This window comes from Zunongwangia profunda SM-A87 (assembly GCF_000023465.1).
GTDB lineage: Bacteria > Bacteroidota > Bacteroidia > Flavobacteriales > Flavobacteriaceae > Zunongwangia > Zunongwangia profunda.
Genome location: NC_014041.1, coordinates 1,496,844 through 1,522,827, shown reverse-complemented (window position 1 = coordinate 1,522,827; position 25,984 = coordinate 1,496,844). Strand labels below are relative to the sequence as shown.

At 36.9% G+C, this 25,984-nt stretch carries 24 protein-coding genes; 9 read left to right on the top strand and 15 right to left on the bottom strand.

What is annotated here, in order from left to right; genetic code table 11:
• Positions 1-13: 13 nt before the first annotated feature.
• The 9 genes from ZPR_RS06720 to ZPR_RS06680 all read right to left on the bottom strand — a co-directional run bounded on the left by ZPR_RS06720 (position 14) and on the right by ZPR_RS06680 (position 7,422).
• Entirely contained in the window at positions 14-1,432 is a 1,419-nt protein-coding gene (locus ZPR_RS06720) for a cytochrome b N-terminal domain-containing protein (RefSeq protein WP_013070895.1), read from the bottom strand.
• Positions 1,429-1,965 carry a QcrA and Rieske domain-containing protein gene (locus tag ZPR_RS06715; RefSeq protein ID WP_148211670.1) on the bottom strand — a complete coding sequence of 179 codons (537 nt, stop codon included), beginning with the start codon at positions 1,963-1,965 and terminating at the stop codon, positions 1,429-1,431. Before ZPR_RS06715 ends, ZPR_RS06720 begins: the two co-directional genes overlap by 4 nt.
• Positions 1,965-2,177: an aa3-type cytochrome oxidase subunit IV gene (gene ctaF / locus ZPR_RS06710; RefSeq protein WP_148211669.1), complete on the bottom strand. Its 213-nt coding sequence runs from the start codon at positions 2,175-2,177 to the stop codon at positions 1,965-1,967. Before ctaF ends, ZPR_RS06715 begins: the two co-directional genes overlap by 1 nt.
• Positions 2,178-2,181: 4 nt before the next feature.
• Positions 2,182-3,027, bottom strand: a complete 846-nt coding sequence (locus tag ZPR_RS06705) for a cytochrome c oxidase assembly protein (RefSeq protein WP_013070892.1) — start codon at positions 3,025-3,027, stop codon at positions 2,182-2,184.
• Positions 3,024-3,575, bottom strand: a complete 552-nt coding sequence (locus ZPR_RS06700; protein WP_013070891.1) for a cytochrome c oxidase subunit 3 — start codon at positions 3,573-3,575, stop codon at positions 3,024-3,026. Before ZPR_RS06700 ends, ZPR_RS06705 begins: the two co-directional genes overlap by 4 nt.
• A complete protein-coding gene (gene ctaD / locus ZPR_RS06695) occupies positions 3,575-5,233 on the bottom strand; it encodes a cytochrome c oxidase subunit I (RefSeq protein WP_013070890.1) in 1,659 nt (552 codons plus the stop codon). The genes ZPR_RS06700 and ctaD overlap by 1 nt, the downstream gene beginning before the upstream one ends.
• Entirely contained in the window at positions 5,230-6,159 is a 930-nt protein-coding gene (gene coxB, locus ZPR_RS06690) for a cytochrome c oxidase subunit II (RefSeq protein WP_013070889.1), read from the bottom strand. The genes ctaD and coxB overlap by 4 nt, the downstream gene beginning before the upstream one ends.
• A 449-nt stretch (positions 6,160-6,608) precedes the next feature.
• A complete protein-coding gene (locus ZPR_RS06685; protein WP_013070888.1) occupies positions 6,609-7,007 on the bottom strand; it encodes a cytochrome c oxidase assembly factor Coa1 family protein in 399 nt (132 codons plus the stop codon).
• A 4-nt stretch (positions 7,008-7,011) separates the two neighbouring features.
• Positions 7,012-7,422, bottom strand: a complete 411-nt coding sequence (locus ZPR_RS06680) for a hypothetical protein (protein ID WP_041578746.1) — start codon at positions 7,420-7,422, stop codon at positions 7,012-7,014.
• Between the two features lie 119 nt (positions 7,423-7,541).
• Between ZPR_RS06680 and ZPR_RS06675 the strand changes: the two genes are divergently transcribed.
• Entirely contained in the window at positions 7,542-7,898 is a 357-nt protein-coding gene (locus tag ZPR_RS06675; RefSeq protein WP_013070886.1) for a nuclear transport factor 2 family protein, read from the top strand.
• A gap of 79 nt (positions 7,899-7,977) precedes the next feature.
• A complete protein-coding gene (locus tag ZPR_RS06670) occupies positions 7,978-8,619 on the top strand; it encodes a DinB family protein (RefSeq protein ID WP_013070885.1) in 642 nt (213 codons plus the stop codon).
• A gap of 51 nt (positions 8,620-8,670) precedes the next feature.
• Here the strand turns inward: ZPR_RS06670 and ZPR_RS06665 are convergent, their stop codons facing one another.
• The 4 genes from ZPR_RS06665 to ZPR_RS06650 are packed head-to-tail and all read right to left on the bottom strand — an operon-like array spanning position 8,671 to position 12,007.
• Complete coding sequence (locus ZPR_RS06665) at positions 8,671-9,201, bottom strand: GNAT family N-acetyltransferase (protein ID WP_013070884.1); 531 nt, start codon at positions 9,199-9,201, stop codon at positions 8,671-8,673.
• Positions 9,202-9,249: 48 nt separating this feature from the next.
• Complete coding sequence (locus ZPR_RS06660) at positions 9,250-9,948, bottom strand: carbon-nitrogen hydrolase family protein (RefSeq protein WP_013070883.1); 699 nt, start codon at positions 9,946-9,948, stop codon at positions 9,250-9,252.
• A 6-nt stretch (positions 9,949-9,954) separates the two neighbouring features.
• Complete coding sequence (locus tag ZPR_RS06655; RefSeq protein WP_013070882.1) at positions 9,955-11,160, bottom strand: DUF418 domain-containing protein; 1,206 nt, start codon at positions 11,158-11,160, stop codon at positions 9,955-9,957.
• 7 nt (positions 11,161-11,167) lie between these two features.
• Positions 11,168-12,007: a metallophosphoesterase gene (locus ZPR_RS06650; protein ID WP_013070881.1), complete on the bottom strand. Its 840-nt coding sequence runs from the start codon at positions 12,005-12,007 to the stop codon at positions 11,168-11,170.
• Between the two features lie 243 nt (positions 12,008-12,250).
• On the opposite strand from ZPR_RS06650, the gene ZPR_RS23355 reads away from it, so the two are divergent.
• On the top strand, positions 12,251-12,427 hold the full coding sequence (locus ZPR_RS23355) for a hypothetical protein (RefSeq protein WP_013070880.1): 177 nt from the start codon (positions 12,251-12,253) through the stop codon (positions 12,425-12,427).
• A gap of 398 nt (positions 12,428-12,825) precedes the next feature.
• Here the strand turns inward: ZPR_RS23355 and ZPR_RS23575 are convergent, their stop codons facing one another.
• Entirely contained in the window at positions 12,826-13,173 is a 348-nt protein-coding gene (locus tag ZPR_RS23575; protein ID WP_201765804.1) for a zinc ribbon domain-containing protein, read from the bottom strand.
• Between the two features lie 308 nt (positions 13,174-13,481).
• Between ZPR_RS23575 and ZPR_RS06640 the strand changes: the two genes are divergently transcribed.
• The 4 genes from ZPR_RS06640 (at position 13,482) to ZPR_RS06625 (ending at position 22,476) form a co-directional block, all read left to right on the top strand.
• Positions 13,482-15,155, top strand: a complete 1,674-nt coding sequence (locus ZPR_RS06640) for a M1 family metallopeptidase (RefSeq protein WP_013070878.1) — start codon at positions 13,482-13,484, stop codon at positions 15,153-15,155.
• A 120-nt stretch (positions 15,156-15,275) separates the two neighbouring features.
• Complete coding sequence (locus ZPR_RS06635; protein WP_013070877.1) at positions 15,276-16,664, top strand: aminopeptidase P family protein; 1,389 nt, start codon at positions 15,276-15,278, stop codon at positions 16,662-16,664.
• Between the two features lie 67 nt (positions 16,665-16,731).
• The gene (locus ZPR_RS06630) at positions 16,732-19,821 is read left to right on the top strand and encodes a beta-galactosidase, LacZ type (protein WP_013070876.1); all 3,090 of its coding nucleotides are present in this window, start codon (positions 16,732-16,734) and stop codon (positions 19,819-19,821) included.
• A 411-nt stretch (positions 19,822-20,232) separates the two neighbouring features.
• On the top strand, positions 20,233-22,476 hold the full coding sequence (locus tag ZPR_RS06625; protein WP_013070875.1) for a S9 family peptidase: 2,244 nt from the start codon (positions 20,233-20,235) through the stop codon (positions 22,474-22,476).
• 21 nt (positions 22,477-22,497) lie between these two features.
• Here the strand turns inward: ZPR_RS06625 and ZPR_RS06620 are convergent, their stop codons facing one another.
• The gene (locus ZPR_RS06620) at positions 22,498-23,340 is read right to left on the bottom strand and encodes a helix-turn-helix domain-containing protein (protein WP_013070874.1); all 843 of its coding nucleotides are present in this window, start codon (positions 23,338-23,340) and stop codon (positions 22,498-22,500) included.
• Between the two features lie 136 nt (positions 23,341-23,476).
• Here ZPR_RS06620 and ZPR_RS06615 point away from each other — a divergent pair, with 136 nt between their 5' ends.
• Both ZPR_RS06615 and ZPR_RS06610 read left to right on the top strand, forming a co-directional pair.
• Positions 23,477-24,394, top strand: a complete 918-nt coding sequence (locus ZPR_RS06615) for a dihydrodipicolinate synthase family protein (protein WP_013070873.1) — start codon at positions 23,477-23,479, stop codon at positions 24,392-24,394.
• 19 nt (positions 24,395-24,413) lie between these two features.
• Entirely contained in the window at positions 24,414-25,982 is a 1,569-nt protein-coding gene (locus ZPR_RS06610; RefSeq protein ID WP_013070872.1) for an aldehyde dehydrogenase (NADP(+)), read from the top strand.
• Positions 25,983-25,984 lie beyond the last annotated feature (2 nt).

Genomic DNA, 25,984 nt, shown 5'->3' with positions numbered 1-25,984 from the left:
TTGTGTAGTGTTATTAGTTATTTGGGTTGGACCCTTTTTTATCCTTCAGCAGGAAGTCCACCACATCTTCAAGTTCTTCTTTGGAAAGCGAACCTCCGTAAGCCGGCATATTTTCTGCCCCGTTTACGATTCTTATAATTATTTGTTCTTTAGTGAGCCTGTTTTGAACATTGGTTAAATTTGGACCCCGAATTCCACCTTGATCATTAATCTTATGACAGTACAGACAACCTGCTGTATTGAATACATTGATACCTCGTTGCACCGAAGGTTTTGCTTCGGGTACGGTGGTATATTCTGAAAGTGGTTCGGCATCGAATTTTGGATGCCAAGGTTCTACATCTCCTATGTACCAAAGTCCGCAAATCGTAATAATTAAAAAAGCGACCGCGCCTATGGCCCAAGGTCTTTTTAGTGGACTACGTTCGCCGCCTTTGGATAAAAACGGAACGGCTAAAAGAACCGTGATGGTTAATACGGGTCCGAGCATAATGACATAAGAACCAATATCTCGGGGCATTAAGGCGAAAATGGCGAATATCCAGGTGAAATACCAATCGGGTTTAGGATCTACTTTTACATTGGTTAAATCTGGTGCGCCTACCAATTCGGGAGCGCCCACAAACCAAGCTATAAAAACTAAAACGATAAGTACTAGCGCGCTAAAAACCGCATCTCTCCAAATAGCATTTGGGAAAAAGGGAACTCCTTTTTCTTTTAGCATATTTTCGTACCAATTTCTATAGGTTTTCGGATTTAAATAACGTCCGACTTTAGGTGGTTCAGAAATTCCGTTTCTAAACACCAAAAATAAGTGGTAGGCTACAAAGCTGAAAAGCAACGCGGGAATCACAAATACGTGAAGAGAGAAAAAACGATTTAATGTTTCGCCATTAATATTTTCACCTCCCATTAAAAAGTGGGCTATACTGTCACCTATCAAGGGAATTCTTCCCATTTGTTCAGCGGCGACTACACTAGACCAAACCCCGTTATCATCCCAACGCAGTAATTGTCCCGTGAAGGCCATTACAATAGTGAGTGCCATTAGTACCACTCCGGTGATCCAACTCATTTCGCGTGGATATTTGTACGCAGCAAAAAGATACACACGAATCATATGCATCCCCATTAGCAATACCATTCCTGAAGCTCCCCAATTATGCAAGCCTCTTATAAAACTTCCTAAAAAAGCTTGATTTTCTATGTATTGAAGTGATTGGTAGGCAACGTCTGCTGAGGGCTGATAGAGAAATGCTAAAGCAATTCCTGTAACTACCTGAATAATTAGACAGGATAGGGTGGCACTTCCCCAAACGTAATTCCATTTAGATCCCGGTGGCACCAAATGAGTGGTGAGTGGTTTCACCAATTCGCTTAGTCCTCCACGGTCATCTACCCAATGCCATATATTTTTTAAAGCCTTTTTCACGATGTTAGGTTGGTTATGGGGATGTTTTGTGTTTTAATCTGTACGTTATTGTTGTGTACTCTTACTTCATAATCAAACATTCCGCGCGGTGGTGGACCTGCGGCCCAGGATCCATCTTTATGGTAAACTCCGCCGTGACAGGGACAAAGAAAGATTTCTGATTTTTCTACCCATCGTACGGGGCAACCTAAATGCGCACAATTTACCGATAAGGCTAAAAAGCTATCATCTTCTTTGCGTCTTACATAGGCTGCAGAACGTGCAATGCCACCACTCCATTCATAGGTCGAGGCATTTTCAAAAGTGACCATTTTTGTTTCGCCTATTTTGAAATCGGTTAATTTTCCTACGGAACGCCAGACTTCAGTTTTTTTCCTGATGATAGGATCTAGCATTGCAGCGACTAAAGGAAAAGACAGTACCGCGGCAAAAAAAGCTCCTACGCCCAAGGTGATCCTTGTCATAAAACTTCTTCTGTCGAGTGACTCCTTGTGGTTATTTGGTGGATTTTGATTTTCGCAATTACAAGCCATTATTCTTCATCGTGTTTAATTTCTTTATTGATTTCTACGATCCAGCCGATAAGTGCTACCACAAAAACGATAGCGCCCATTCCCGATAAAAACCAGTTGGTTAAGATTCCCCAAAAGATAAATACTATTCCAAAAGCCAGAAAGAATGGCCAATAGGTAGGTTTGGGAAGTTCTTCGGGTTTTGCTTTATATTTTTTTTCTTGGTTCATCATCTTCTTATTTCGCTGTATGGATTGCTGTTTCAGACTTTTCTACCGGATTTTCTTCATACCAGCTCAGTAAAATGGAAACCGAAGCCAATACATAAAGAATACATCCGGGCACCCACATTAACATTCCTGCTAATTCCTGATCTGCTCTTAAAGTTAAAGGAACCGGACTTCTTAAAGTGGTAAATGCTGTTAACGAACTGTTTAAGGTATCTGTACTTGCAGAAAAAGCTACATATAATCCCAATAATGAGCAACTTACACAGGCTGTAAAAAGGTAAATCACACTTTTTAAAGGAGCTAGGCGTTTGCTTTTAACAGGATTAAAAACCGGCAATGCAAATAATATTCCCGCAATAAATAATAAGCTTAAAATAAGACTTTCTGGTATAGCTGTGATCCAACTATCTTTAGTGGCGGTAATACCGCAAATGGCCGTTCCGGTTTCTGCGGAAAGAATGCCCGCGCTCAAAAAATGTCCGCCCCACATCATCACAGCACTTAACCACCAAAACATTAGGAAATAGTTTTTCGGTTGCTGTAGGATGTTCAGCTTAAATTTTTCTGAAAATAAAATTGTATTTGATGGAATGGATTTTAAGAATAGGATAGGGGCAATCATCAACAAAACGATATGCTGAAGCATTGTAAGACTATGCAAACCATAGTCTCGGAGCAAGGCTATAGGAGAACCAAAACTTACATATAATAAGATTACCGTTACTATAAAATAAGCCTTTTGTGAAGTTTTTGTCTTTAAAAACAACAGGTATGCTGCAATGACCAAAACAGAAAGTATTATTCCTGCAAATGACCAGTTATCCGGAGTTATGAAAAAATCTGTATTTATCATAATAAAGGAGTTATGTACACAAAGTAAAAAACAAATAACCAGACAACATCCACAAAATGCCAGTAAACTTCAACACCGCCAAATCCGGCTATGGATACTCTTCTTAATTTTCCCAAACTCATTATTAATAAAATGAGCAGGGCCAAAATACCTAAAATTACGTGAAAGCCGTGAAAGCCGGTTAGGGTAAAGAAACTGGAACCAAATACATCTTTACTTAAGGTGATTTGTTCTTGATAAAGTCCTATATATTCGGTGACCTGTCCAGTTATAAAAACAATTCCCAATACGATAGAAAGCAATAAGAAGATATTGAATCCTTTAAAATTTTCTTTGTTCAGGGCTCTTTTACTTATCATCAGGGTGCCACTGCTGGCAATTAAAAATAGTGTAAAAATCCCCGCTCTTACGGCATCGAGGTGTTGAGCAACCGTATCGGTAGCTTCCGTAAAATTTCGATAATATACATAACCAATGATAAGGGCAATGAAAAAGAACGTTTCAGAGCCTATCATTAGAAGCATTAATAATTTTCCTTTATCCTTCATCAATTAAGTCGCTTATCAGGATTATCGGGATTGGCCAAATCCCACAAAGGCCGTCTGCTGTGTACTCGCGGTACTTCTTCAAAATTCTTTAAGTCTGGTGGGGAGTTGGTCGCCCATTCTAAGGTCCAGGCCTCCCAAGGGTTTTTGGGAGCAGTACGTGGCTTTTTCAGGGTAATGAATAAATTCCACAGAAAAACAGCAATGGCCACAAACATCATTACCGCTCCCAAGGTAGAGATCATATTGAAAATTTCCCAAGATCCAAATCTTGATGGATAGGTATAAATTCTACGGGGCATTCCTAAAATTCCGAGTACGTGCTGAACAAGGAAGGTGAAATTAAAACCTATCACAAATAACCATAAATGCCATTTGCCTAATTTTTCTGAAAGAAAACGACCGCTAATTTTAGGAAACCAATAGTAAATACCTGCAAAGATCCCAAAGGCAGTTCCTCCTAAAAATACGTAATGAATATGCGCTACTACGTAATAGGTATCGGTTAATTGCCAATCGATGGGAACGATTGCAAAAGAAGCGCCGCTTAAACCACCAATAGTGAAATCGATTAAAAAAGCTACGGCAAACATCATTGAGACCGTCATTCTAATACTTCCTTTATATAAAGTACCTATCCAGTTAATGACTTTTACTCCTGTTGGAATCCCGATCAGCATAGAACTTGCCGCAAAAAAACCGTTTACGGTATTGGTCATTCCCACCGCAAACATATGGTGAACCCACACGCCAAAGGCGAGTAGTGCAATGGCTACGGTAGAGGCAGCTACGAATTTATATCCAAAAATCTTATTTCTTGAAAAAACCGGGATCACTTCAGAAATAATTCCGAATGCCGGCAATGCTAAAATGTATACTTCAGGATGTCCAAACGACCAAAAGAAATGTTGCCATAATATGGCCGAACCTCCTGAAGAAGGAATAAAGAAGTGCGCATCAAATTGCCTATCGATAAGCATCATAAAAAGGCCTGCATTCAATAGGGGAAAGGCTGCCAATATTAAAAATCCATTGATAAATATCATCCAGGCAAATAGCGGAAGCATATTTAGTTTGATATCTGGGGAGCGTAGGGTTAAAATAGTGGTCACAAAATTAAGACCGGCACCTATACTTCCCATTCCGGTAAGAATAAGTCCTACCAAATAATAATCGACACCCTGAGTTGAAGAGTAGTTGCTTTCACTCAACGGCGCGTAATTGAACCATCCTGCATCTGGTGCGCCACCGGCAAAAAAACTAAAGTACATTAAGAAACCACCTAAACACGTCATCCAAAAACTAAAGGCGTTCAATCTGGGAAAAGCCATTTCGTTCGCTCCAATCATTAATGGGATCAGGTAGGTAGCAAGTCCGATGAGAGCGGGCATCAATACCAAAAAGATCATCGTGGTACCGTGCATCGTAAAAAGCTGGTTGTAAAATTCTGGTGAAATCAGATCGTTATCACCAACCGCTAATTGTGCTCTAATGAGCATAGCTTCCAGCCCGCCGATAATAAAAAAGAAAAGGGCGAGCCATAAATACATAATGCCTAATTGCTTATGGTCTACTGAGCTTATCCAGAGTAACCTTCCTTTATCTGAAGTTACTTCCGGAAGTTGATCTTCGCCTTCTTGTATGTTTATAAATAGACTCATTTAAGGTGTATAATATATTCTACGAGTGCATTGAGTTCTTGGTCAGAAAGGATAAAGTTGGGCATTTTTGCGCCTTCTTTTACCTTTTGTGGGTCATGAAGCCAAGCTCTTAAATTGGTAGTATTTACTTCTTTAAAATCTCCCAAAAACCGTTTTCTGCTTGCAAAATGGGTGAGATTTGGACCAATATTTTCGTTATAACTGGTTCCGTTGATTGCGTGGCAGTTGGTACAGGTTTTTTGCTCAAATAGGTTTCTCCCTTTTTCAAAAAGTGCACTACCTTCAGTAATCACGGGTTCCAGTTGTTCTTCCTGCCATTTTTTAAAATTCGCTTCATCATCGGCAATAACCCGTATACGCATTCGTGCGTGCTGCATTCCGCAGAACTCACTACAAGTCCCTAAATATTCTCCGGGTTTTTCGGCATACATCCACATATAATTGGTCATTCCGGGAATCATATCTATTTTCCGACCTAATTCTGGCACCCACCAGCTGTGGATGACATCTGCGGAATTAAGCGCTAATAATACTTTTTTTCCTGCCGGAATATGAACTTCGTTAGACGTAATTACTTTACTATTTGGATATTCTGCTTCCCACCACCATTGATGCCCGGTGATGATAATATCCGGCTTAGGATCATCAGGTATGGTTTGTATCTCCTTCATCGACTGAACGGTAAAAAACATAAAAAATACAGTGATGAGAAAAGAAGTGATAAGGGCGAAAGCCTCAAACTTATGGTTTAAGGATCCATTTTGTGGTTTGTCTTTTGGACTTTTCGCTTTGTATTTGGTGGTGTATCTATACGTGAAAAAAATCACAAGCCCCAGAATTATAGCGGCTACAACGGCAAAAGACCAATATAGGAAATTAGTGTACTCCAGTACTTGGGTACTGTAAAAGGGTAATACTGCTATCATCTACTCTATAAGTGTTAACAAATATAATATTTATATTTTACGGAAAGTCTTTTCGATAATTTAAATGTTAAATTAAGTGAAAAAAATAATGTTGTATTTACAAATTAAATCTATTCTTACTCTTTTATTAATTTTAAGCTGTTTTTAACCGATAAACAGATAGGTATTTAAGTTGAAGTGTATAATTTGGAGAAAAGGGGTGTGGCGAAATTGGAAATTAGAGAAGTTAAGATGAATCTGGGAGTAAGATTTAAAAATAAGTCGATTTGAAAATATGTTAGAGAGTGCACTGTGATCACAGTGAATTTGACCAAAATTTTGAATGCTGATGAATGTATATTATATAGCTTAAATTGTAAACTGAATACTGAAAACAAACTTCTTCATTCCATTTAGGACCAACCTGGAATTTTCAATGTTGAATTTTGAATGGCTTTAAACCGTGAACTTTAAACCTTAGAACTTTCTACTAATTCTATTTTCTTGTCTTTGTTGCGTAGTATAATTGCTTTATATTCCCATTCTCCTGCATTACGAGCGGCTTTAATATCGATAACGCCATTTGCTTTACTTCCTTTAAACTTAAAAGTAAGTTCAACTTTGTTATGATCTTCGCTATACTGCACATCACCGTTTAAAAGGGAAAGGTTATCCTTTAAGCTTATTGTGCCGAAGTAATCTGTAACTTTAGGGTCGTTATTCGCTATATCCAAAGCATCTTTATGAAGGCCTTCATCGGCATAGATTTCGGTAAAATTAGAAATATGAGTACCTAAATTTGTGGTAGAGAATGCTAAAATCAATAATACTGCTATAATGCCAATACTAATTACCAACCATTTTTTCATGTGTTCAATTTTTGATTTTATTCGCTTCAAATAAAGCGCTTACCTCTGGTTTTTGAATCTCAATAATAGTTAAAATCCCGAGAACAATACCTAAAATACCAGTTAAACAGTTTATTACAGAAACTACAATTATAAACGTAGCATTTTTATGCTCTCTAAGATATTTAGCCGCTAAAAAGGTAAGTACGGTTATTATAATAGAGAATAGAATAAAAAGACCTCCGAAAATAAAGAATATCAAGTTGAAGTAATTAAACGGAAAATCGTCGGGTATATCTGCATTGGTAAAAGCAACACCCATCACCATGTACATCAGGCCTACGAAGCAAATGAGTAAATTTAAAACTGCCTTTATAATGAATAAAATTCTATAAGTTTCTAAATTTCTTCCTGGCTCGACTTTTGATGATTCCATTTTTAATCAATGATGATTTATGAGCAATTTACTAATATTAGGCGATAACCGCCGGTTTTTTAGATAGGTATTTAAAGAAATTATAGGTATTTTTCAGAATAGTTTATAAATACTTTGAAATGGAAAATAAAAAGGAAAAACTTTTGATTCAATTTAATGAAGCTTTTGCTAATGGGAATCATCAATTTATGCTGGATCAGGTTACTGAAGACTTTCATTGGATCATGATTGGTAAAAAGGAAATTAAGGGAAAAACACAGTTTGCAGAGGCGCTTAAAGATATGAAAGAATTTAACAGTGAGCTGGAGCTTGTAGATGTCATTACGCATGGTAAAAAAGCCTGTGTTAACGGAAATATGAAGATAGTAGCTCCTAAAGCTGAAGATCAAAGCTTTTCTTTTTGCGATGTTTATGAATTTAACTCCTTTAAAGATCCCAAAATTAAACGGATGACGTCCTACGTGGTTGAGCGTTAATAATTCGGGAAATAATGAATATCAAAATCATGCAAAAAAACTATACATTATAAATTAGAGATCAACAATAACTACTACTATGAAAAAACTATTTATTCCGGTTTGTGCTTTATTTGCCATGTCTTTCACCAGCGTCCCAAAAACTGAAATTTTAATATCTGATCGTTCTGAAATTTCAATAAAAGAAGCTATCAAAATAGATTTAAAGGAATACTTTAAAGAAACCAGAAAAACGATTGAAGATCATATTAATGGCCTTTCTGAAAAGCAGCTGAGTTTTAAACCTGCACCAAACCGTTGGTCGGTTAGTCAGTGTCTCGAACATATTATTAAAACCGAAAAAATGCTATTTGGAATGACCAAAGCCGCTTTAGAAGGTGATGCTAATCCAGAACGCAAAAGCGAAGTTAAAATGAGCGATGAAGATCTTATCGCTGGAATTACCGATAGATCTACTAAAGCTCAGGCGAGTGAGTCTTTAATGCCTAATGGAACTTACGAATCTCCAGAAGCCGCTTTAGAAGCCTTTGATGAACAACGCGATGAAATTATGGACTTTATCAACGATCAAACTGAAGAAGATCTAAGAAATCATATTTCAGATTCTCCTTTTGGTCCGGTAGACGGCTATCAATCCTTATTATTTATTGCCGGACACACGGCCAGGCACACATTACAGATTGAAGAGGTGATGCAGGCTGAAAATTTTCCGGAAGAATAAATATTTAAAATCGATAATAATTAAAAGTCCATCCGGATGCGGTTGGTCTTTTTATATATGAAATTCTTCGGGGTATACTACAATTCCAAAAATATGCTTTGCAGCATCGGGTACTAGCTCCTTTAGCATAAAGTTCTTTTTTGGGACCTCAAAGGGCGCCTGAATATCAAAGTTTATAGCCGGTTCGTATTCAAATCTTGGATAATATTCTTCATGCCCCAGTACAATTACAAGTTTATAATCCAGTTCCCGTGCTTTTTGATGTGCCTGTTTAAGAAGCTTAGAGCCTATTCCTTTTGATTGAAATTCAGGTAAAACAGCCACGGGAGCCAGTGCCAAAGCAGGGAATTTATTTTTGTCGTTTTGGATGGTAATTTCACTTAGTAATACATAACCCACAAGTTTATTATCTACCTCAGCAACAAGCGAAAGTTCAGGTATAAACGCGTAAGATTTTCTGATGCGGTCTACTAAAAACTGTTCCTGGTGATCACTATTTGATTCATGTAGAAATGCAGCTTCAATAAGGCTAAAGACATCTTCGTGATCTTCGGGCTTTTCCTGTCTAATGTGTACTTCCATCTATTTCAAAAATTAAAGCAATGTAAGTAAATTAAATATATCTTACCGCTATTCAGCATTAATTATCAAAAGGGATTCTTCTGCATTTAAGCTTTCAATTTTTTCAGCATAACGATTATAGGCAAAACTATTTCCGCAGCAATTCATTTCATCAGCTTTACCAGTATTATTCACCAATAACACAGGAATTTTATAGTTGTCTGAAATAAACCGAAGACGATGTTCAGCATCTTCCATACCTTTTTTATGTTTAGCCACACTAGCCACGTAGAAATCAACTTTTTCTAAAATTATATCCTGTAGATGTTCTTCTACAGTTATTTCATAGCAAATGGCCAGTTTTATTTTTTTCTTCTGAAATTGGATTATAGAGTCACTTTTTTTTGGATGGAAAAAAGGGTGTTCATCCTCGTGTAAATATTGTTTAAAGTAAAACTGAATATCGCTTTTGGGCTTAAAAATAGCCATCGCAATATGAATTTTATTATTCAACTTTAAAGGTAACCCAAGGCCAATTGCCAGCTTATATTTGGTGCTATAATCTTTGAAAATTGTTAGTTTGCTGTCGTTTTGTTTAAATGCGAGCTCTCTTGCCAAATGCGGTTCGTAGTTGGTTAAAGAAAGTTCTGGGAAAACTATAAAATCTGCTTTTGCCGCAGCTGCTTTGTCGATATAATCGAGATGCTTTTTTATATTCGCTTTAATATTTCCCGATTCCGATTGCAGTTGGGCCAGTGCTATTTTCATTTCCGTTTAATCTTTTTTTATGCTGAATAGTTTTCCGTAGCTCAGGCAACGCCAACACCATTCTAAAGGACCAAATTTAAAGTACTGAAGCCACAATTGACTTAACACCACCTGAAGTATAAACAAGACTGTAGCAGTAATAAAGCATTGCAGTAAGCTCATTTTCTGATACATCGAAAATCCAATTCCACTAAAAATCAACACTCCTATTAAGCTTTGAAAAATATAATTGCTAAGCGCCATCTTTCCAACGGGCTGGAAACGTTTCAAGAAACCGGTTAACTTTCCTGTAAACCACAACCACGCGATAAACCACATATAAAAAAGACCAAAAAGCGTATCGCAAATTACCATTAATTTAAGCCAGATAGGATTAAAAAAATCACCTTTGTAAAGATCGAAATTGGGTAAAATAAACAGAAAAATAATTCGGTATATAGTGGTGATAGTAAACAGCCAAATAAATGCATTTTTATTTTTTAAGATAAAATCTTTAAGCCTTAAAAGTTTACCCGATTTCACGAATGCTGCTCCTAAAAGCATCATGGAAAAAGCAATCGGCGCTAAAAACACCAACAAAACCGGGAGATTAGCGCAATATTCCAAAATCCTGAAAGTTAAAGCTTGTTTGTAGCTTCCATTTCTTAAAATCTTAGTGACCGTTTCGAAGTTATATTTTTCTAAAAATCTTTCAGGTGAATAATTTATCCGGGAGAACATATATTCAGCAATCAAATCATAAAGAGGAAATACTAAAATAAAAAGACACAATAGGAGTAAACATTTGCTATTTAGTTGATACAAAAAGTAGATAAAAATACCTAAAATCGCATAAAGATGAATCACATCACCTCCCCAAAGCACCAGGACATGTAGCATACCAATTACAAATAAAATAAGCATGCGTTTAAGCATAAAAAGGCTATTCTTTTTTCTATGCTTCAGTTTCTCAAGCTGCATGGCGATGCCCATCCCGAATAATAATGAGAATATCGGGAAGAATTTAGTGTAAAAAAATAGCTGTAAAATTCGTTGAATTAGCGTATCAAACCTTCCTGCCGACTGATCGTAATACATATCCTGATTCATAAACACCGCGTTCATGATTTCAATATTTACGACGAAAATTCCGAAAACCGCAACCCCACGCCAAATGTCCAGAATTTCGATACGAGTATCGGGAGTGACAGGGTTTAGGTTGGGTGATTTCATATTAAATTTATGCGGGTTGTAATTCAAAAATGGTGATTTCTGGTCGTACATTAAATCGCATCTGGCGCAAACATCCCAAGGCACGGTTTATATAGAGCGTTCTCCCATCATAAAGATCGATAATCCCGGCATCGTAACGTTTATTTTCTACCGGTAAAATAGGAGCTCTTAAAAAAGGCGGTTTACATTGCCCGCCATGGGTATGGCCACTTAAAATCCAGCCTTGATAACTATTCCAAACATCCAGATCACAAACATCTGGATTATGACATAAGGCTATATTCGCAGTTTTGGGATTATAATTTTGGGTAGCATTTTCAGGGTGAAAATTAATACCCCAATAATCATCTATTCCCAGAAAATGGAGTCCGTTTAATTCTTTGGTTTCATTTCTTAAAATTTGGATGTTTCGGGAAGTCAATTGATCGATTATATTTTGGGCCACGTGCGCTTCTTTATAGTCTATACCATAATCGTGATTTCCTAAAATTCCAACACTTCCTAAATTTCCTGTAGGAAAATAGGGTATAACTTCAGCAAGCTGCTCCAGATTTTTTGGTTCTTCATAGGTTACAAAATCACCGGTATAGACTACAAAATCCGGGTCTAATTGCTGGGCTCGTTTAAAGGAATCTATAATGTACTGATAATCGAAAAAATCACCTATATGTACATCACTAATCTGCATTAGGCTTTTCCCGTAAAGATGCTTAGGCAGATTTTTAACCGGCATTTTGTGCCGAACAAACTCTAACCAAAATGGCTCAACCTGCCAGGCATACAGCCCTGGAATTGCTGCAATTCCGCCTAAAATGGCGAGCCTTTTTAAAAACTTTTTTCGTCTCATTTAGTCTATTTGAAGATCGGTATTCAAATCTAAATCGATAATTTTTAAATGTATATCCCTAATTTATTCGGGCAAGCATTTAATCCAACTATTATCTAATTAGTAAATATAAACAAATGAAAAAAATATAGGCGTTATTTTCGATTCTTAGCTTGTTGGCCTTTAGCCGTGATGATGATGAAAATTTAGATTGTACTCCAGACATGCATTTGTGCTTTTTATGAGCAGAACCAGGGAATAGCTGTGGCAGAATTTATGCCAGCAAAATATGCTATCGATAATGGTGAGCATCTGGTTTTTGCTAATCCTTTTATTGCTGAGCAATGTGTGAATATTGCAGATGATGATTACAGAGAAAACATATTCTTTGAAATTGCTCCAGATCTAAAGGAATTTTGTTACGACGATGAAGAGCTTTAAGCGATAAAAGTGAATTTTGAAGCTTTTGGTACCTGGATAAATAATAATGCAATAACTATTGAGGGCGGTTTGATTTAGGGAAAACGAGTCAGCTCAGCTCCCTATAATATCTATATAGATGTTCTTTTAAATTTAGAAGATATCAATTTTAAAAAGATCAATTTCGAATCTGATTTAGTAAAGCAGGCTGAAAATTAAAAATATTACGTAAATCTAATTTTTGCAGCCAATTAATTACTATTATTAAGATATTTTCAACTGCTTTAACTTACATATTTAATCTTATTGTGGTGGTGATTTCCACCAGTAATGAGAACTAAAAGGTTTGGATGTCTTAAAAATTATAATTGTTTTCCCGATTTATTGATCAGATCACTAGTCCGGGATTTTATTAAAATCTATTTATAAGGATCGCCACTGGCGGCAGTAACAATACAGATAAGATGTAAAATAATTCCGGGAAAAATGAATAAGATATAGCCTATGGTCACAAATATTAGCCATAAAATTCCGACTAAGACTTCGCCTTTATAAATATGCCCAACACCAGGAAAGAAAATACTAAGTAAAATTGCTACTCCTGCACTCCATTTTGGATAATTATTAATAACGGTTACTGGTGCTTGTGGTTGTTGTGAGACGTTTATTCTGCCAGTATCAAAACGTTCGCCGCAATGCCAGCATTTAATTGCTTCAGATTTTATAGTTTCTGCACAATAAGGGCATTTTTTGGTTTGATAGTCCATAAATTTTTTAATTAATGATTTTGCGTTTGAGTGATGAATGCTTATTTGGTTATAGGTATTAGTTTTATTGATTTTGTTACATAATTTAATCATTAATAATTATAAACAGTTATTTACATAAATTAATTTTCTTTTACATTCTTTTTTCTATTTTATCTTTTCTTGTTTTTATAAATGTCTAAAGCATAAATGCTCATGAGTTCCTTATATTTTAACTTTAAATGATACTATATTACCCATAAATCAAGTTTTTATTGGTTATTGAACAAATATTTTACAACTTTACGCTAAACTCTCTACTTATACTTATGAATAGCAAATTATATTTCCTGATTTTATTGATTTTCACGGCAATTTCTTTAAAAGCTCAGGAAACTCAATTTACTCATGCCGATACGCTTAGAGGAAGTATTACTCCTGAAAGAGCCTGGTGGGACGTGATGCGTTATGACATTTCAGTAACACCAGATTTTGATAAAAAATATACTTCAGGATTGAATAAGATCAGCTATAAAGTAGTTCAGCAAGACCATCCTAATTTTATGCAAATCGATCTTCAGCAACCTCTGGTGATCGATAGTATTATTTACGATAAAAAGCAATCCTTAAGTTATAGTAGAGAAGGGGATGTTTATCACGTAAAAACGCCTGCTCAAAAAATAGAATCTGAGCATGAAGTAAAAATTTATTTTAGTGGAAAACCGCACGAGGCGATTCGAGCACCCTGGGATGGTGGATGGACTTTTGCCAAAGACGAAAAAGGCAGACCTTGGATGACGGTGACCTGTCAGGGACTTGGCGCTTCTATCTGGTATCCCAATAAAGATCACCAAAGTGACGAGCCAGATCATGGAGCTTCCTTAACAATGCGAGTACCAAAGGATTTAATGGCGGTGGCAAATGGCCGAATGCTAAATAAAACCGAACATAAAGATGGTACGGTTTCTTATAAGTGGGGTGTTGAAAATCCAATAAGCAATTATACCATTATACCGTATATAGGACATTATAAAAACTTCTCTGAAGTATACACCGGGATAAAAGGCGATTTAGACCTTAATTACTGGGTGTTGGATTATAATTTGGAGAAAGCAAAAGATTATATGCCTACTGAAGTTCATAATCTTTTAAATGCTTTTGAATATTGGTTTGGGCCTTATCCCTTCTATGAAGATGGTTACAAACTTGTAGAGACAGAACATACCGGGATGGAGCATCAATCTAATGTCTCTTACGGAAACTGGTATGCCGGTGGTTATCGCGGCAGGGATTTATCGGGTACTGGTCTTGGTTTAACCTGGGATTTTATCATTATCCATGAGAGTGGTCACGAGTGGTTCGGGAATAATATTACCACTAACGATTTGGCCGATATGTATATTCATGAGAGTTTTACCAATTATAGCGAAACCCTGTTCCTGGATTATGTGTATGGCGAAGAAGCTGCGAACGATTATAACTACGGTACAAGAGCAGGAATCAAAAATGACAAACCGATTATCCCTGCCTATGATGTTAATGCGCAGGGGAGTGGTGATATGTACCCAAAAGGCGGAAATATGCTACACAGCATTCGGCATAGTATGGATGATGATAAATTATTCAAGAATGTTCTTACCGGTTTAAATATGACCTTTCATAACCAAACGGTAGACGGTTCAGAAATCCTGGAATATGTTTCAGAGAAATCAGGTTACGATTATTCTAAAGTGTTTGAGCAATATTTAACCACAACAAAAATTCCGAAACTTCAGCTATATATAGATGCACCGAATAGTAAAATGTTTTATAAATATACCAATATCGTAGATGGTTTTAATTTACCATTGGTGCTAAAAGGCGACGAGGAAAAAATAAAGATTATCCCTTCATCAGAATGGCAAAGTGTAGCTATTCAGCATAAAAACCAGTATTTATTTACACCCTGGAGGATAGAGCGAATGTATTATATAGATGTAGAATTACTCGATAATCGGGATTAAATATTCAGGTCCTGATCCCTATAGCTATAGTGATCGGGATACCTCGAATTAAGAAATAATTTTCTGATAAACAACCAATGGGTTTGAACAGAAACAGGTAACTAAAAAATGTAAGAATAGATGTTTTCAAAAGAAACGTATGTAGCGCGAAGAGAGAGCTTAAAGAAAAAAGTGGGATCCGGACTCTTAATATTCCCTGGGAATAAGGAAACCGGAATGAATTATAAAGACAATTGGTATCCCTTTAGGCAGGATAGTACCTTTTTATATTACTTCGGAATGAACCTTCCCGATCTTTACGTACTTATCGATTTAGATAATGATAAAGAGATCCTTTTTGGAGATGACCTTACTCCTGAAGATTTTGTTTGGGTTGGAGCAGTAGAACCTTTATCGACGTATGCTGAAAAATCTGGTATTGCTGAAGTACAGCCAATGTCAAGATTGGAAGCTTATATTAAAAACGCACAGCAAAAAGCTCAGCCTTTGCATTATTTGCCTCCGTATAGAAATAAAGTAACGATCGAGATCAGTAATCTTACCGGAATTCCGGTGAACGAAGTTGAAGCTAAAAAGTCGACTGAATTTACCAAAGCAGTCATCGCACAACGTTCTATAAAGTCTGCTGAAGAAATTAAAGAAATTCATAAAGCGGTAAACATTACTGCGGCCATGCATCGACATGCGATTAAATGGACAAAGCACGGGGTAACCGAAAAACAAATTGCCGGGGAGTTACAGGCTATTGCTATTGCCGGTGGCGGAAATATCTCTTTTCCTATTATTTTAACTAAAAACGGCCAATACCTGCATAATCATGCTACACAGGCGGTGGTAGAAAACGGAGATATCGTTTTATGTGACTGTGGAGCTGAGACGGCTATGAATTATGCGGGAGATATGACACGTTCTTTTCCTGTAGCCGAACGATTTACAGCTATTCAGCGAGAAGTTTATTCGATCGTTTTAGATGCTCACGAAAGCGCATCCGCAGCATTAAAGCCGGGCTATGTATTTAAAGATGCCCATTTATTAGCATGTAGCCGAATTGTAGAAGGCTTAAAAGGTCTTGGTTTAATGAAGGGCGATACTCAGGAGGCTGTAAATGCCGGTGCACACACTTTATTTTTTCAATGTGGTTTAGGCCATTTTATGGGAATGGATGTTCACGATATGGAAAACTTTGGCGAGCAGTTGGTCGGGTATACCGATGATCTTGAAAAGAGTACTGAGTTTGGACTTAAATCTCTGCGATTAGGTAAAGCACTGGAAGAAGGGAATGTACTTACTGTAGAGCCCGGAATTTATTTTAATCCGTTTTTAATCGATTCCTGGAAAGCACAGGGAAAATATACCGATTTTGTAAATTATGACGAAGTCGAAAAGTTTAAAAGCTTTGGCGGTATGCGTGTAGAAGAAGACTTTTTGATTACTGCAAACGGAAAAGAACTGCTGGGAGATCCCCTGGCAAAAACAATACAAGAAATAGAAGAACTTAAAAACTCATAACTATAGAAAATCTGAAAATGCTATGAACCACTTTCTCTCCTTTAAATTTCTCCACTATTTTAGCCTTTTGTTCATAGCATTTTCTTTTTCATTACAAGCACAGGAATATCCTGAGTGGCAGCGTTTAGACATTTTATCTGTAAATACCGAAGATCCAAGGGCTCATTTTCATATTTATGATTCAGAAGCTGATGCGTTGACCGGCGAATACCAAAAATCTGGAAACTATAAAAGTTTAAACGGAAGCTGGAAATTTCATTTTGCGGCGGTTCCTGAAAAAAGACCCGTAGATTTTTATAAAACTGATTACGATGTAAAAGATTGGGACGATATTGAAGTTCCTGGAGATTGGCAATTACAGGGATACGATTTTCCGTTATATGTGAGTTCAGGTTTCACCTTTAAAATTAATCCGCCATTTGTAGACGCTACCTATAATCCGGTAGGATCTTATAAAAGAACATTCGATTTACCAAAGTCGGAATTCGATAAAAATGAAGACTATTTTTTACATTTTGGAGCGGTAAACAGTGCATTTTATGTTTGGATAAACGGAGAGAAAGTCGGTTACAAAGAAGGAACTAAAACTCCGGCTGAATTTAAGATTACCAAGTATTTAAAACCTGGAAAAAACAATATTGCAGTTGAAGTATATCGATGGTCCTCTGCAAGTTATTTAGAAGATCAGGACTTTTGGCGATTAAGCGGCATCGAGCGCGATGTGTATATCTACAAAACTCCTAAATCCCGAATTAAAGACTTTTTTGTGACTCCCGGACTGGATAAAAATTACGAAAAAGGAATTCTAGACGGATATGCGGTTATCGATGCGGAAAGTTCTCGTAAAAACCTTCAGTTAAATTTAAAGATCTGGGACGAAGGAAAGGTTATTTCAGAAATAACAAGACCCATTGCTGAAGCTAAAAATGATACGCTGAAATTTCAAATTTCAGATCTAGACATAAGACATTGGTCGGCCGAAAAACCAAATCTTTATTCCTTAACATTAAATCTTAATGATGCCGACAAAACGCTAATGGCTACTTCAGCAAATATTGGATTTAGGACTTCAGAAATTAAAGGCGGACAACTTTTGGTAAATGGGAAACCGATTTTACTTAAAGGAGTGAATAGACATGAGCATGATCAATACGCAGGCCACGTGATCTCACATGAATCCATGCTTCAGGATATTAAACTTTTTAAAGAATATAACATCAATGCCGTTCGAAACTCGCATTATCCTGCCGATCCATATTGGTACGAGCTATGTGATAAATATGGCATTTATATGATCGACGAGGCGAATCTTGAAAGTCATGGCTTTGGTTATGATGAGGATAAAACCCCGGCAAATAAACCCGAATTTGAGAAAATGCATCACGATCGTATCGCCAGAATGATGCAAACCAATAAAAATCATCCTTCGATCATTATCTGGTCTATGGGGAACGAGGCTGGCGATGGTCCGGCATTCATAAAAAATTATCACTGGTTAAAGAAAAACGACCCTAGCCGTCCGGTGCAATATGAGCGAGCCGAGCGTGGTAAAAGTTTCCAGGAACCACATACCGATATCATTCCCTGGATGTATGCCAGCGTTGATTATATAAAAAATAACTACCTGGGCAACTATCCGGATCGACCATTTATTTGGTGCGAATATGCGCATGGTATGGGTAACAGTACCGGTGATCTTGTAGATCTTTGGGATTTTGTATACGAAAATCCACAAATCCAGGGCGGATTTATTTGGGACTGGGTCGACCAGGGATTTGTAAAAACTGATGAAAACGGAGAGGAATATTGGGCTTATGGCGGGGATTTTGGACCAGATCGCTATAGGCATGATGCTAATTTTGTGATTAACGGATTAGTAAATCCAGATCGTACACCACATCCTGCACTTTACGAAGTAAAAGATGTTTATCAAAATGTAGCTATTAAATTAAAAGACAAGCAGGCAGGAAATTTCACCTTTGAAATTGAGAATCGTTTCTTTTTTACCAATTTAAATGAATACGAAATCTTTTATGATTTAATAAAAGACGGACAATTTGTTGAGGGTGGCGGTCCCACAACGATCGATTTGGCGCCTCAGAAAAAAACATTCCAAATCCAGGCGTTTAAACTAGAAAAGGGAGCAGAGTATTTTATAAATTTCTATGTAAAAACTAAGAATATTGGTGCTGTTCTTGCTAAGGGTTATGTAATTGCCAAAAATCAAATTCAGCTTCAGGAAGGAAGTGAGGTAAAATTACCGGTTGTAGCTTCAGAAAAGCTGAAAACAAAAAATAAGGGCGAAAATCTTATAATTTCGAATATCGATGTTGAGGTTGTTTTTGATAAGGAAACAGGAGCGCTTTCAGCATATAATTTTAAAGGGAAAGACCTGATCAAGAAAGGACCTCAACCAGATTTTTGGAGGGCACCAACAGATAATGACTTCGGAAACAACTTTCAGAAACGGGCAAGAGCCTGGAAAGAAGCAACGGATAATCCTAAATTAATGGATTTTACTTCTGAAAAAAAGGATAATTATGTTGAAGTAAAAACGAACTATAAGTTAGATTCGGTTTCTTCTAATCTCAACATTACCTATAAAATTTACGGAAACGGACGTATTGAAGTCGGTAATGATTTTCAATTCAACGGCGATACAGAAAAGCTAACTTCCCTGCCGAGATTTGGTAACTCCATGGTACTTCCGTTAGCCTACGATAACGTAGAATGGTATGGTCGCGGGCCTTACGAAAATTATTGGGATCGTAAAACTTCTGCTTTTGTAGGGATTTATAATTCGAGTGTAGAGGATTTATACGTACCCTACATTCGCCCGCAGGAAAATGGCTATCGTACTGATAATCGCTGGGTAAAACTTATGGATAATGAAGGAAACGGAATAAAATTCACCGGAATGCCTTTGGTATCTTTTAGTGCATTAAGAAATCCAGTTTCAGATTTTGATCCGGGTATGGAAAAAGCACAACGACATACCACAGATATTAAACCTAAAGATGCGACTTATCTAAATATTGATTATAAACAAATGGGTGTTGGTGGAGATAATAGTTGGGGCGCAAAAACCTGGGAAAAATACCAGCTCAAACCTAAAAATTATAGCTATACCTATTTTATAGAACCGATTTTGGAATGATCTTTTTTAGTCATTTCTAGCGCAATACAATGAAGTCGAGAAATCTTTTAAGGATTTAGAGTATAGAAAAGAGATTCATGGTTTATGCTCAATGTTCTTTTGTCATTTCGACAGAAGCATAGCGTATTGGAGAAATCTCTTTTAAATAGGTGTATTAATGTTGGATTCATACAGAAAGCTGAATTTTGAGGGATGCTTTTAAAAATGCAGCATGGGAGATACCTTTAGCTATTGGGAGAAACGGAATAACTAAATATAAATAAGCTAGAAAAACCTTAATGTATATAGATCCCTCCACTACGCCTGCCTGCCGGCGAGGCAGGGTCAGGATGATGTTAGTAAGAATCAATAAAGATATGATTATTAAAAGCTGAAACCATGCGCTAATAATCACAAATCAATTATAAAAAAATGGCTAAAAATTACCTTTTAAGAATAGCGGTACTGTTTTTCTTTTCCTCCTCAATAATTGCGCAGGAAGACCCTGAACTTTTAAGCTTAGAGCGTATTTATTCTTCATCAGAATTTAGTAGCGATTACCAGCGCCCTATTTTCTGGATAGAAAACGGAGATGCTTTTGTAAGTATCGAAAAAGATGATTCGGGTAATGATGAGCTTATTCGTTACGTGAGTAAAAATCATCAATCAAATACATACCTGGCGGCTCAACATCTTGCTGTAAATGGTAAAAACCTGGCAATAGAGGATTTTTCGTTATCCCCGGATGGTAGCAAGGTACTTATTTTTACCAATTCCAGTCGGGTTTGGCGTTCCAATACCAAAGGTGATTTTTGGGTTTATGATTTTGATACCAAAGAATTAAAACAATTAGGAAAAGATTTTCCATCCTCATCGTTGATGTTTGCTAAATTTTCTGAAGATAATCAGTTTGTGGCCTATGTACAAGATTTCAATATTTATAAAGAAAATTTTAAAACGGGGGAAATTACTCGGTTCACTAAAGATGGTACCGGAGATATTATCAATGGAACTTTTGATTGGGTGTATGAAGAAGAATTTGGAATGCGAGATGGGTTTATTTGGAGTCCCGATGCTTCCAAAATTGCATTCTGGCAATTAGATGCTTCAGACATTGGTACTTTTTACATGATTAATAATACAGATTCGGTATATTCACAACCCATTGCACTTCAGTATCCAAAAGCGGGATACAATCCTTCTTCAGCAAAAGTCGGAATTGTAGATACAAAAACTTCCGAAATAAAATGGATTCCGATGCCGGGTGATCCTGTTCAGCATTATTTACCGGCAATGCAATGGCTTAGTGAAGATTTACTACTTATTCAGCAAATGAATAGGAAACAAAACCAACTCAATATTTTCACTTATAAGCCTTCAACAGCAGAATTGAAAAAAGTCTATACAGAAACTGAAGATACCTGGGTGGATTTGCGTTACCCAGACATTTCATCTAATCAATGGGGGAATAATGATCAGTTAATCGTAGATAATGGAAAGGCATTTTTACGAATGACGGAAAATGATGGTTGGCGTCATATTTACAAAGTGGATTTAGCATCTGGCGAAAAAATACTATTAACGCCAGGTGATTATGATGTAGCGACCTATTATCAAACCGATGATAAAAATTTATATATCGTAGCCTCACCAGATAATGCCACGCAGCGCTATTTATACCGTGTGCCTTTAAATGGAAGCGGAAAGTTAACCAGAATAACTCCGCAGCAATTCGAAGGCGTAAACACCTACGATGTTTCGCCTAACGGAAAATATGCCATTCATAATTTCACTAATGTGAGCACACCAAATACAGTCAATTTGGTGAGCCTGCCAAAGCATAAATCAGTAAAAACGTTAGTAGATAATGAACAATTAAAAAATAAACTAGCTTCTTTAGCGTTGCCGGAAACGACTTTTTTTAACGTAACTACTGATAACGGTATCCAAATGGATGCTAGAATGACCAAACCTTTAAATTTTGATGCAAGGAAAAAATATCCTGTTCTTTTTCATGTGTATGGTGAGCCCTGGGGCGTTGTTGCCACCGATCAATGGGTTGGATTATATGAATTATTTATGGCGCAGCAAGGATTTGTGGTGATAAGTATAGATAATAGAGGAACACCAACGTTAAAAGGTAGCGATTGGCGAAAAAGTATTTATCAAAAGGTGGGAGTGATTAATACGGACGATCAGGCTGCAGCAGCAAAAAAGGTATTGGCAACTTATGATTTCTTAGATAGAGACCGAGTAAATGTTTGGGGATGGAGTGGTGGAGGCTCCATGACGCAAAATTTATTGTTTAGATATCCTGATGTGTACCAAACAGGTGTTGCGGTTGCCGGTGTTGCAAATCAGTTATTCTACGATAATATTTACCAGGAGCGTTATATGGGACTGCCAAGTGAAGATAAAGAGAAGTTTATTGAAGGTTCGCCGGTAACCTATGCGAAAAATCTGGAAGGAAACTTATTGCTAATCCATGGTACTGGCGATGACAATGTACATTATCAGAACATGGAGTATTTAGTAAACGAACTAATAAGACATAATAAGCAATTTGATATGATGGCGTATCCAAACCGATCTCATACCATTTATGAAGGAAAGAATACTTCGATTCACCTGTATACTTTGATTACTAATTATTTCTTGGAGCATAATAACATGTAATCAGGATTTAAATAGTAATAATTAATCGGTTTGCTGCCTGTACTGTGTAGGTGTAATCCCTTTTAGTTCTTTAAATTTTCGATTAAAATTAGCGATATTCTGAAATCCGCAAAGTTCAGATATCGCTGAAATCGATAAGTCATGATCTTTATAGAGTAATTTGCAGGCATGTTCTATCCTTATTTCTATTAGAAACTGAAAAAAAGTTTTGTTGGTTCGTTTTTTAAAATATCGGCAAAAGGCATTTTTGCTCATAAAAGCGATATCAGCGATATCGTCTAAAGATATATTTTCCTGAAAGTTATCCATGGCGTATTGAAAAACATCGTTCATTCGTTTTCCTTCATCTTCGGTATATTTTTTCTGATAAACAAAAGAGGATAGCGGCTGTCTTTCAGCATGTGTAAGTTCGTTTAGTAGTAATAATAAAGTGGCAACCCTTTCAATTTTACTTTGTCTTTTCAGGTTATTAAAAAGATGAAATTTCTTCTCATCAGCTTTAATTTTCATTCCGTATTCAGACTCATCAAAAAACTTCTGGATTCCGCTAAGATCAGTTAGGTTAAAGAATTCTTTTCCAAAAGACTTTTTTGTAAAAAACAGGGTATACATTATAGAATTTGGATGCGCTTCAGCATCACTTCTAAAAACATGGGGAATGTTTTCTCCAATAATAAGAATATCGTGGGGCTGATATTCGTTAATGCTATCCCCTAAGATTAGAGATCCGCTACCTTCCATAATGTAGCTAATTTGAATCTCTTCGTGTTGATGAAGTTTATCATAAAATACAATTTCATGATCTTCCTGGTAAACCAAGGCTTCCTTCTCTGGCTTAGGGATTTTAAAGGGCAGAACTTTCATTTGGCTTTAGTTTTTGTAAATATTATTAAAAAAAACTGGATTAGTCAATTTATATGATAATATAGTATCAGGTTTAGTTAATCACTACAAATTGAAAGCGATCTAATGCATATATTTTTGTTAAAAAATTAAACACATGGCAATAAAATGGGAAGGGGTAATGCCCGCAGTAACCACTAAATTCACAAAGGATGACGAACTGGATTTAGTAACCTTTGAAAAGAATATTAACGCACAACTGGAAGCAGGTGTAAACGGAATCATCTTAGGAGGAACTTTGGGTGAAGCTAGTACCCTTACACCGGCAGAAAAGGAAACGCTTGTAAAGAAAACTTTAGAAATTACAGCAGGACAAGTGCCGGTAATCATTAATATTGCCGAGCAGTCTACCAAGGAAGCCATTCAGGTCGCTAAAAATGCTGAAGCCTGGGGAGCGCAGGGATTAATGTTATTACCACCAATGCGTTACAAAGCAACAGATTACGAGACTGTAGTATATTTTAAAGAGATCGCTAAAAACACATCTTTACCGATTATGATCTATAATAACCCTGTGGATTATAAGATCGAAGTCACTATCGACATGTTTGAAGAGCTTCTAGCAGATTGTCCAAACATTGAAGCCGTAAAAGAATCTACTCGTGATATTAGTAATGTAACACGTTTAAAAAACAAATTTGGTGACCGTATTAAAATCTTATGTGGTGTAGATACATTAGCTTTAGAAAGCATGGTTGCAGGGGCAGATGGTTGGGTAGCAGGCCTCGTTGCTGCTTATCCGGCAGAAACCGTAGCTATCTATAAGCTTGTAAAATCTGGTGATATTGCGGAAGCTTTAAGAATCTATAGATGGTTTATGCCATTACTGGAACTGGATATTTCTCCACAATTAGTACAAAACATAAAATTAGCGGAAGTGGCCACTGGTCTAGGAACCGAGTATGTGCGAGCTCCAAGATTAGTTTTACAGGGAGCAGAAAGAGAAAGAGTGAAGGGAATAATTGACGCTGCAATGGCTGTAAGACCAGAGTTAGTAGAATACAAATCTTTATAAATCAAGAAAAAAAGAAAGCATGATTACAGGAAAAAATTATATTGGTGAGGAGCTTTCCAGTAAAGGTGAAGTAACCTTTAAAACTTTTGATCCAAAAGAAAATAAAGAAACGGCCGCTATTTTTTATGAAGCTACACCCGATGAGGTTGATGCTGCTGTAGAAAAAGCGGCTGCCGCTTTTAAAGTGTATAAGCAAAAATCTGATGCTGATAAAGCCGAATTTTTAGAGGCAATTGCTGAAGAACTTGAAGCAAATGCTGAAGCTTTAAAACAAATTTACAGAGTAGAATCCGGTTTGCCAGAAGGACGTTCTAATGGCGAATTCGCACGTACAGCCGGACAGTTAAGAGCTTTTGCAGAGATGCTTAAAGAAGGTAGTTGGGTAGAGGCGATAATTAGCAATCCCGAAGGAAAACCTGATATTCGAAGAATGCAGGTACCATTTGGACCCGTTGCGGTTTTTGGAGCGAGTAATTTCCCCTTTGCGTTTTCTACAGCAGGAGGAGATACCGCTAGCGCATTAGCATCAGGTTCTCCGGTTGTCGTAAAATCACATCCCTTACATGCAGGTACGGGAGAATTGGTTTCTGAAGCAATTATAAAAGCGGCTAAGAGAACAGGAATGCCAGATGGTGTGTTTTCTAACTTAAATAGCAAAGGGATTGAAGTTGGAGAATGGCTTGTAAAACATCCAAAAATTAAAGCGGTTGGATTTACTGGAAGTTATAAAGCGGGTACTGCACTTTGTAAATTAGCTGCAGATCGTGCTGAACCTATACCGGTGTATGCAGAAATGGGAAGTATTAATCCCGTTTTGGCTTTACCTTCAGCCTTAGAAGAAAAAGCTGATTTTTGGGCTGAGCAATATGCAGGTTCTATAACCGCTGGATGTGGCCAGTTTTGTACAAATCCAGGATTAATTTTGGGAATAGAGAGTACAGACTTAAATAATTTTGTTGAAAAATTAGGAAAGAATTTATCGAATCTTGCACCTTCAGTGATGCTTAGTCCCGGAATCCAACATCAATATGAGGCTTCAAAAACGGAAGTTTTAGAGCAAGAAGGCTATTCTGAAGTTAGCAAGTATAATGGCGATCTTCAGCCAAATTTTGGCAGACAGCAAGTGATCACGGTTTCTGGTGCAAATTTCCTTCAGAATAAAAACTTCCATAAAGAAGTATTCGGTCCATTTTCAGTAGTGGTAAAATGTAAAGATAAAACCGAGTTAGGTGAAGTGCTTGAGCAACTAGAAGGGCAATTAACCGGTACAGTATTAAACTCCGAAGAAAAAGAACTAAGTGAATTTGCGACGATTATCGATACTTTAACCGATACGGTAGGCAGAATTATTTACAACAGTGTGCCAACAGGGGTAGAGGTTTGTGCGGCGATGACGCATGGCGGACCATTCCCGGCAACCTCGAATGCCAAATTCACTTCAGTAGGATTAACAGCGGTACAACGATGGGTACGCCCGGTTTCTTTTCAGGACTGGCCTCAGGCATTGCTACCACAGGCCTTAAAAGATGAAAATTCTTTAGGAATTTTACGTAATATCAATAATAAATACACAACAGATAGCTTATAGAC

Excerpts from the sequence above, each read along its gene's own strand:
- ctaD (WP_013070890.1), bottom strand. The coding sequence starts at position 5,233 with ATGAGTCTATTTATAAACATACAAGAAGGCGAAGATCAACTTCCGGAA.
- ZPR_RS06705 (WP_013070892.1), bottom strand. The coding sequence starts at position 3,027 with ATGATAAATACAGATTTTTTCATAACTCCGGATAACTGGTCATTTGCA.
- ZPR_RS06625 (WP_013070875.1), top strand. The coding sequence starts at position 20,233 with ATGGCTAAAAATTACCTTTTAAGAATAGCGGTACTGTTTTTCTTTTCC.
- ZPR_RS06665 (WP_013070884.1), bottom strand. The coding sequence starts at position 9,201 with ATGGAAGTACACATTAGACAGGAAAAGCCCGAAGATCACGAAGATGTC.
- ZPR_RS06655 (WP_013070882.1), bottom strand. The coding sequence starts at position 11,160 with ATGAAATCACCCAACCTAAACCCTGTCACTCCCGATACTCGTATCGAA.
- ZPR_RS06680 (WP_041578746.1), bottom strand. The coding sequence starts at position 7,422 with ATGGAATCATCAAAAGTCGAGCCAGGAAGAAATTTAGAAACTTATAGA.
- ZPR_RS06660 (WP_013070883.1), bottom strand. The coding sequence starts at position 9,948 with ATGAAAATAGCACTGGCCCAACTGCAATCGGAATCGGGAAATATTAAA.
- ZPR_RS06675 (WP_013070886.1), top strand. The coding sequence starts at position 7,542 with ATGGAAAATAAAAAGGAAAAACTTTTGATTCAATTTAATGAAGCTTTT.
- ZPR_RS06635 (WP_013070877.1), top strand. The coding sequence starts at position 15,276 with ATGTTTTCAAAAGAAACGTATGTAGCGCGAAGAGAGAGCTTAAAGAAA.
- ZPR_RS06610 (WP_013070872.1), top strand. The coding sequence starts at position 24,414 with ATGATTACAGGAAAAAATTATATTGGTGAGGAGCTTTCCAGTAAAGGT.
- ZPR_RS06685 (WP_013070888.1), bottom strand. The coding sequence starts at position 7,007 with ATGAAAAAATGGTTGGTAATTAGTATTGGCATTATAGCAGTATTATTG.
- ZPR_RS06650 (WP_013070881.1), bottom strand. The coding sequence starts at position 12,007 with ATGAGACGAAAAAAGTTTTTAAAAAGGCTCGCCATTTTAGGCGGAATT.
- ZPR_RS23575 (WP_201765804.1), bottom strand. The coding sequence starts at position 13,173 with ATGGACTATCAAACCAAAAAATGCCCTTATTGTGCAGAAACTATAAAA.
- ZPR_RS06700 (WP_013070891.1), bottom strand. The coding sequence starts at position 3,575 with ATGAAGGATAAAGGAAAATTATTAATGCTTCTAATGATAGGCTCTGAA.
- ZPR_RS06670 (WP_013070885.1), top strand. The coding sequence starts at position 7,978 with ATGAAAAAACTATTTATTCCGGTTTGTGCTTTATTTGCCATGTCTTTC.
- ZPR_RS06640 (WP_013070878.1), top strand. The coding sequence starts at position 13,482 with ATGAATAGCAAATTATATTTCCTGATTTTATTGATTTTCACGGCAATT.
- ZPR_RS06620 (WP_013070874.1), bottom strand. The coding sequence starts at position 23,340 with ATGAAAGTTCTGCCCTTTAAAATCCCTAAGCCAGAGAAGGAAGCCTTG.
- ZPR_RS06615 (WP_013070873.1), top strand. The coding sequence starts at position 23,477 with ATGGCAATAAAATGGGAAGGGGTAATGCCCGCAGTAACCACTAAATTC.
- ZPR_RS06715 (WP_148211670.1), bottom strand. The coding sequence starts at position 1,965 with ATGGCTTGTAATTGCGAAAATCAAAATCCACCAAATAACCACAAGGAG.
- ctaF (WP_148211669.1), bottom strand. The coding sequence starts at position 2,177 with ATGATGAACCAAGAAAAAAAATATAAAGCAAAACCCGAAGAACTTCCC.
- coxB (WP_013070889.1), bottom strand. The coding sequence starts at position 6,159 with ATGATAGCAGTATTACCCTTTTACAGTACCCAAGTACTGGAGTACACT.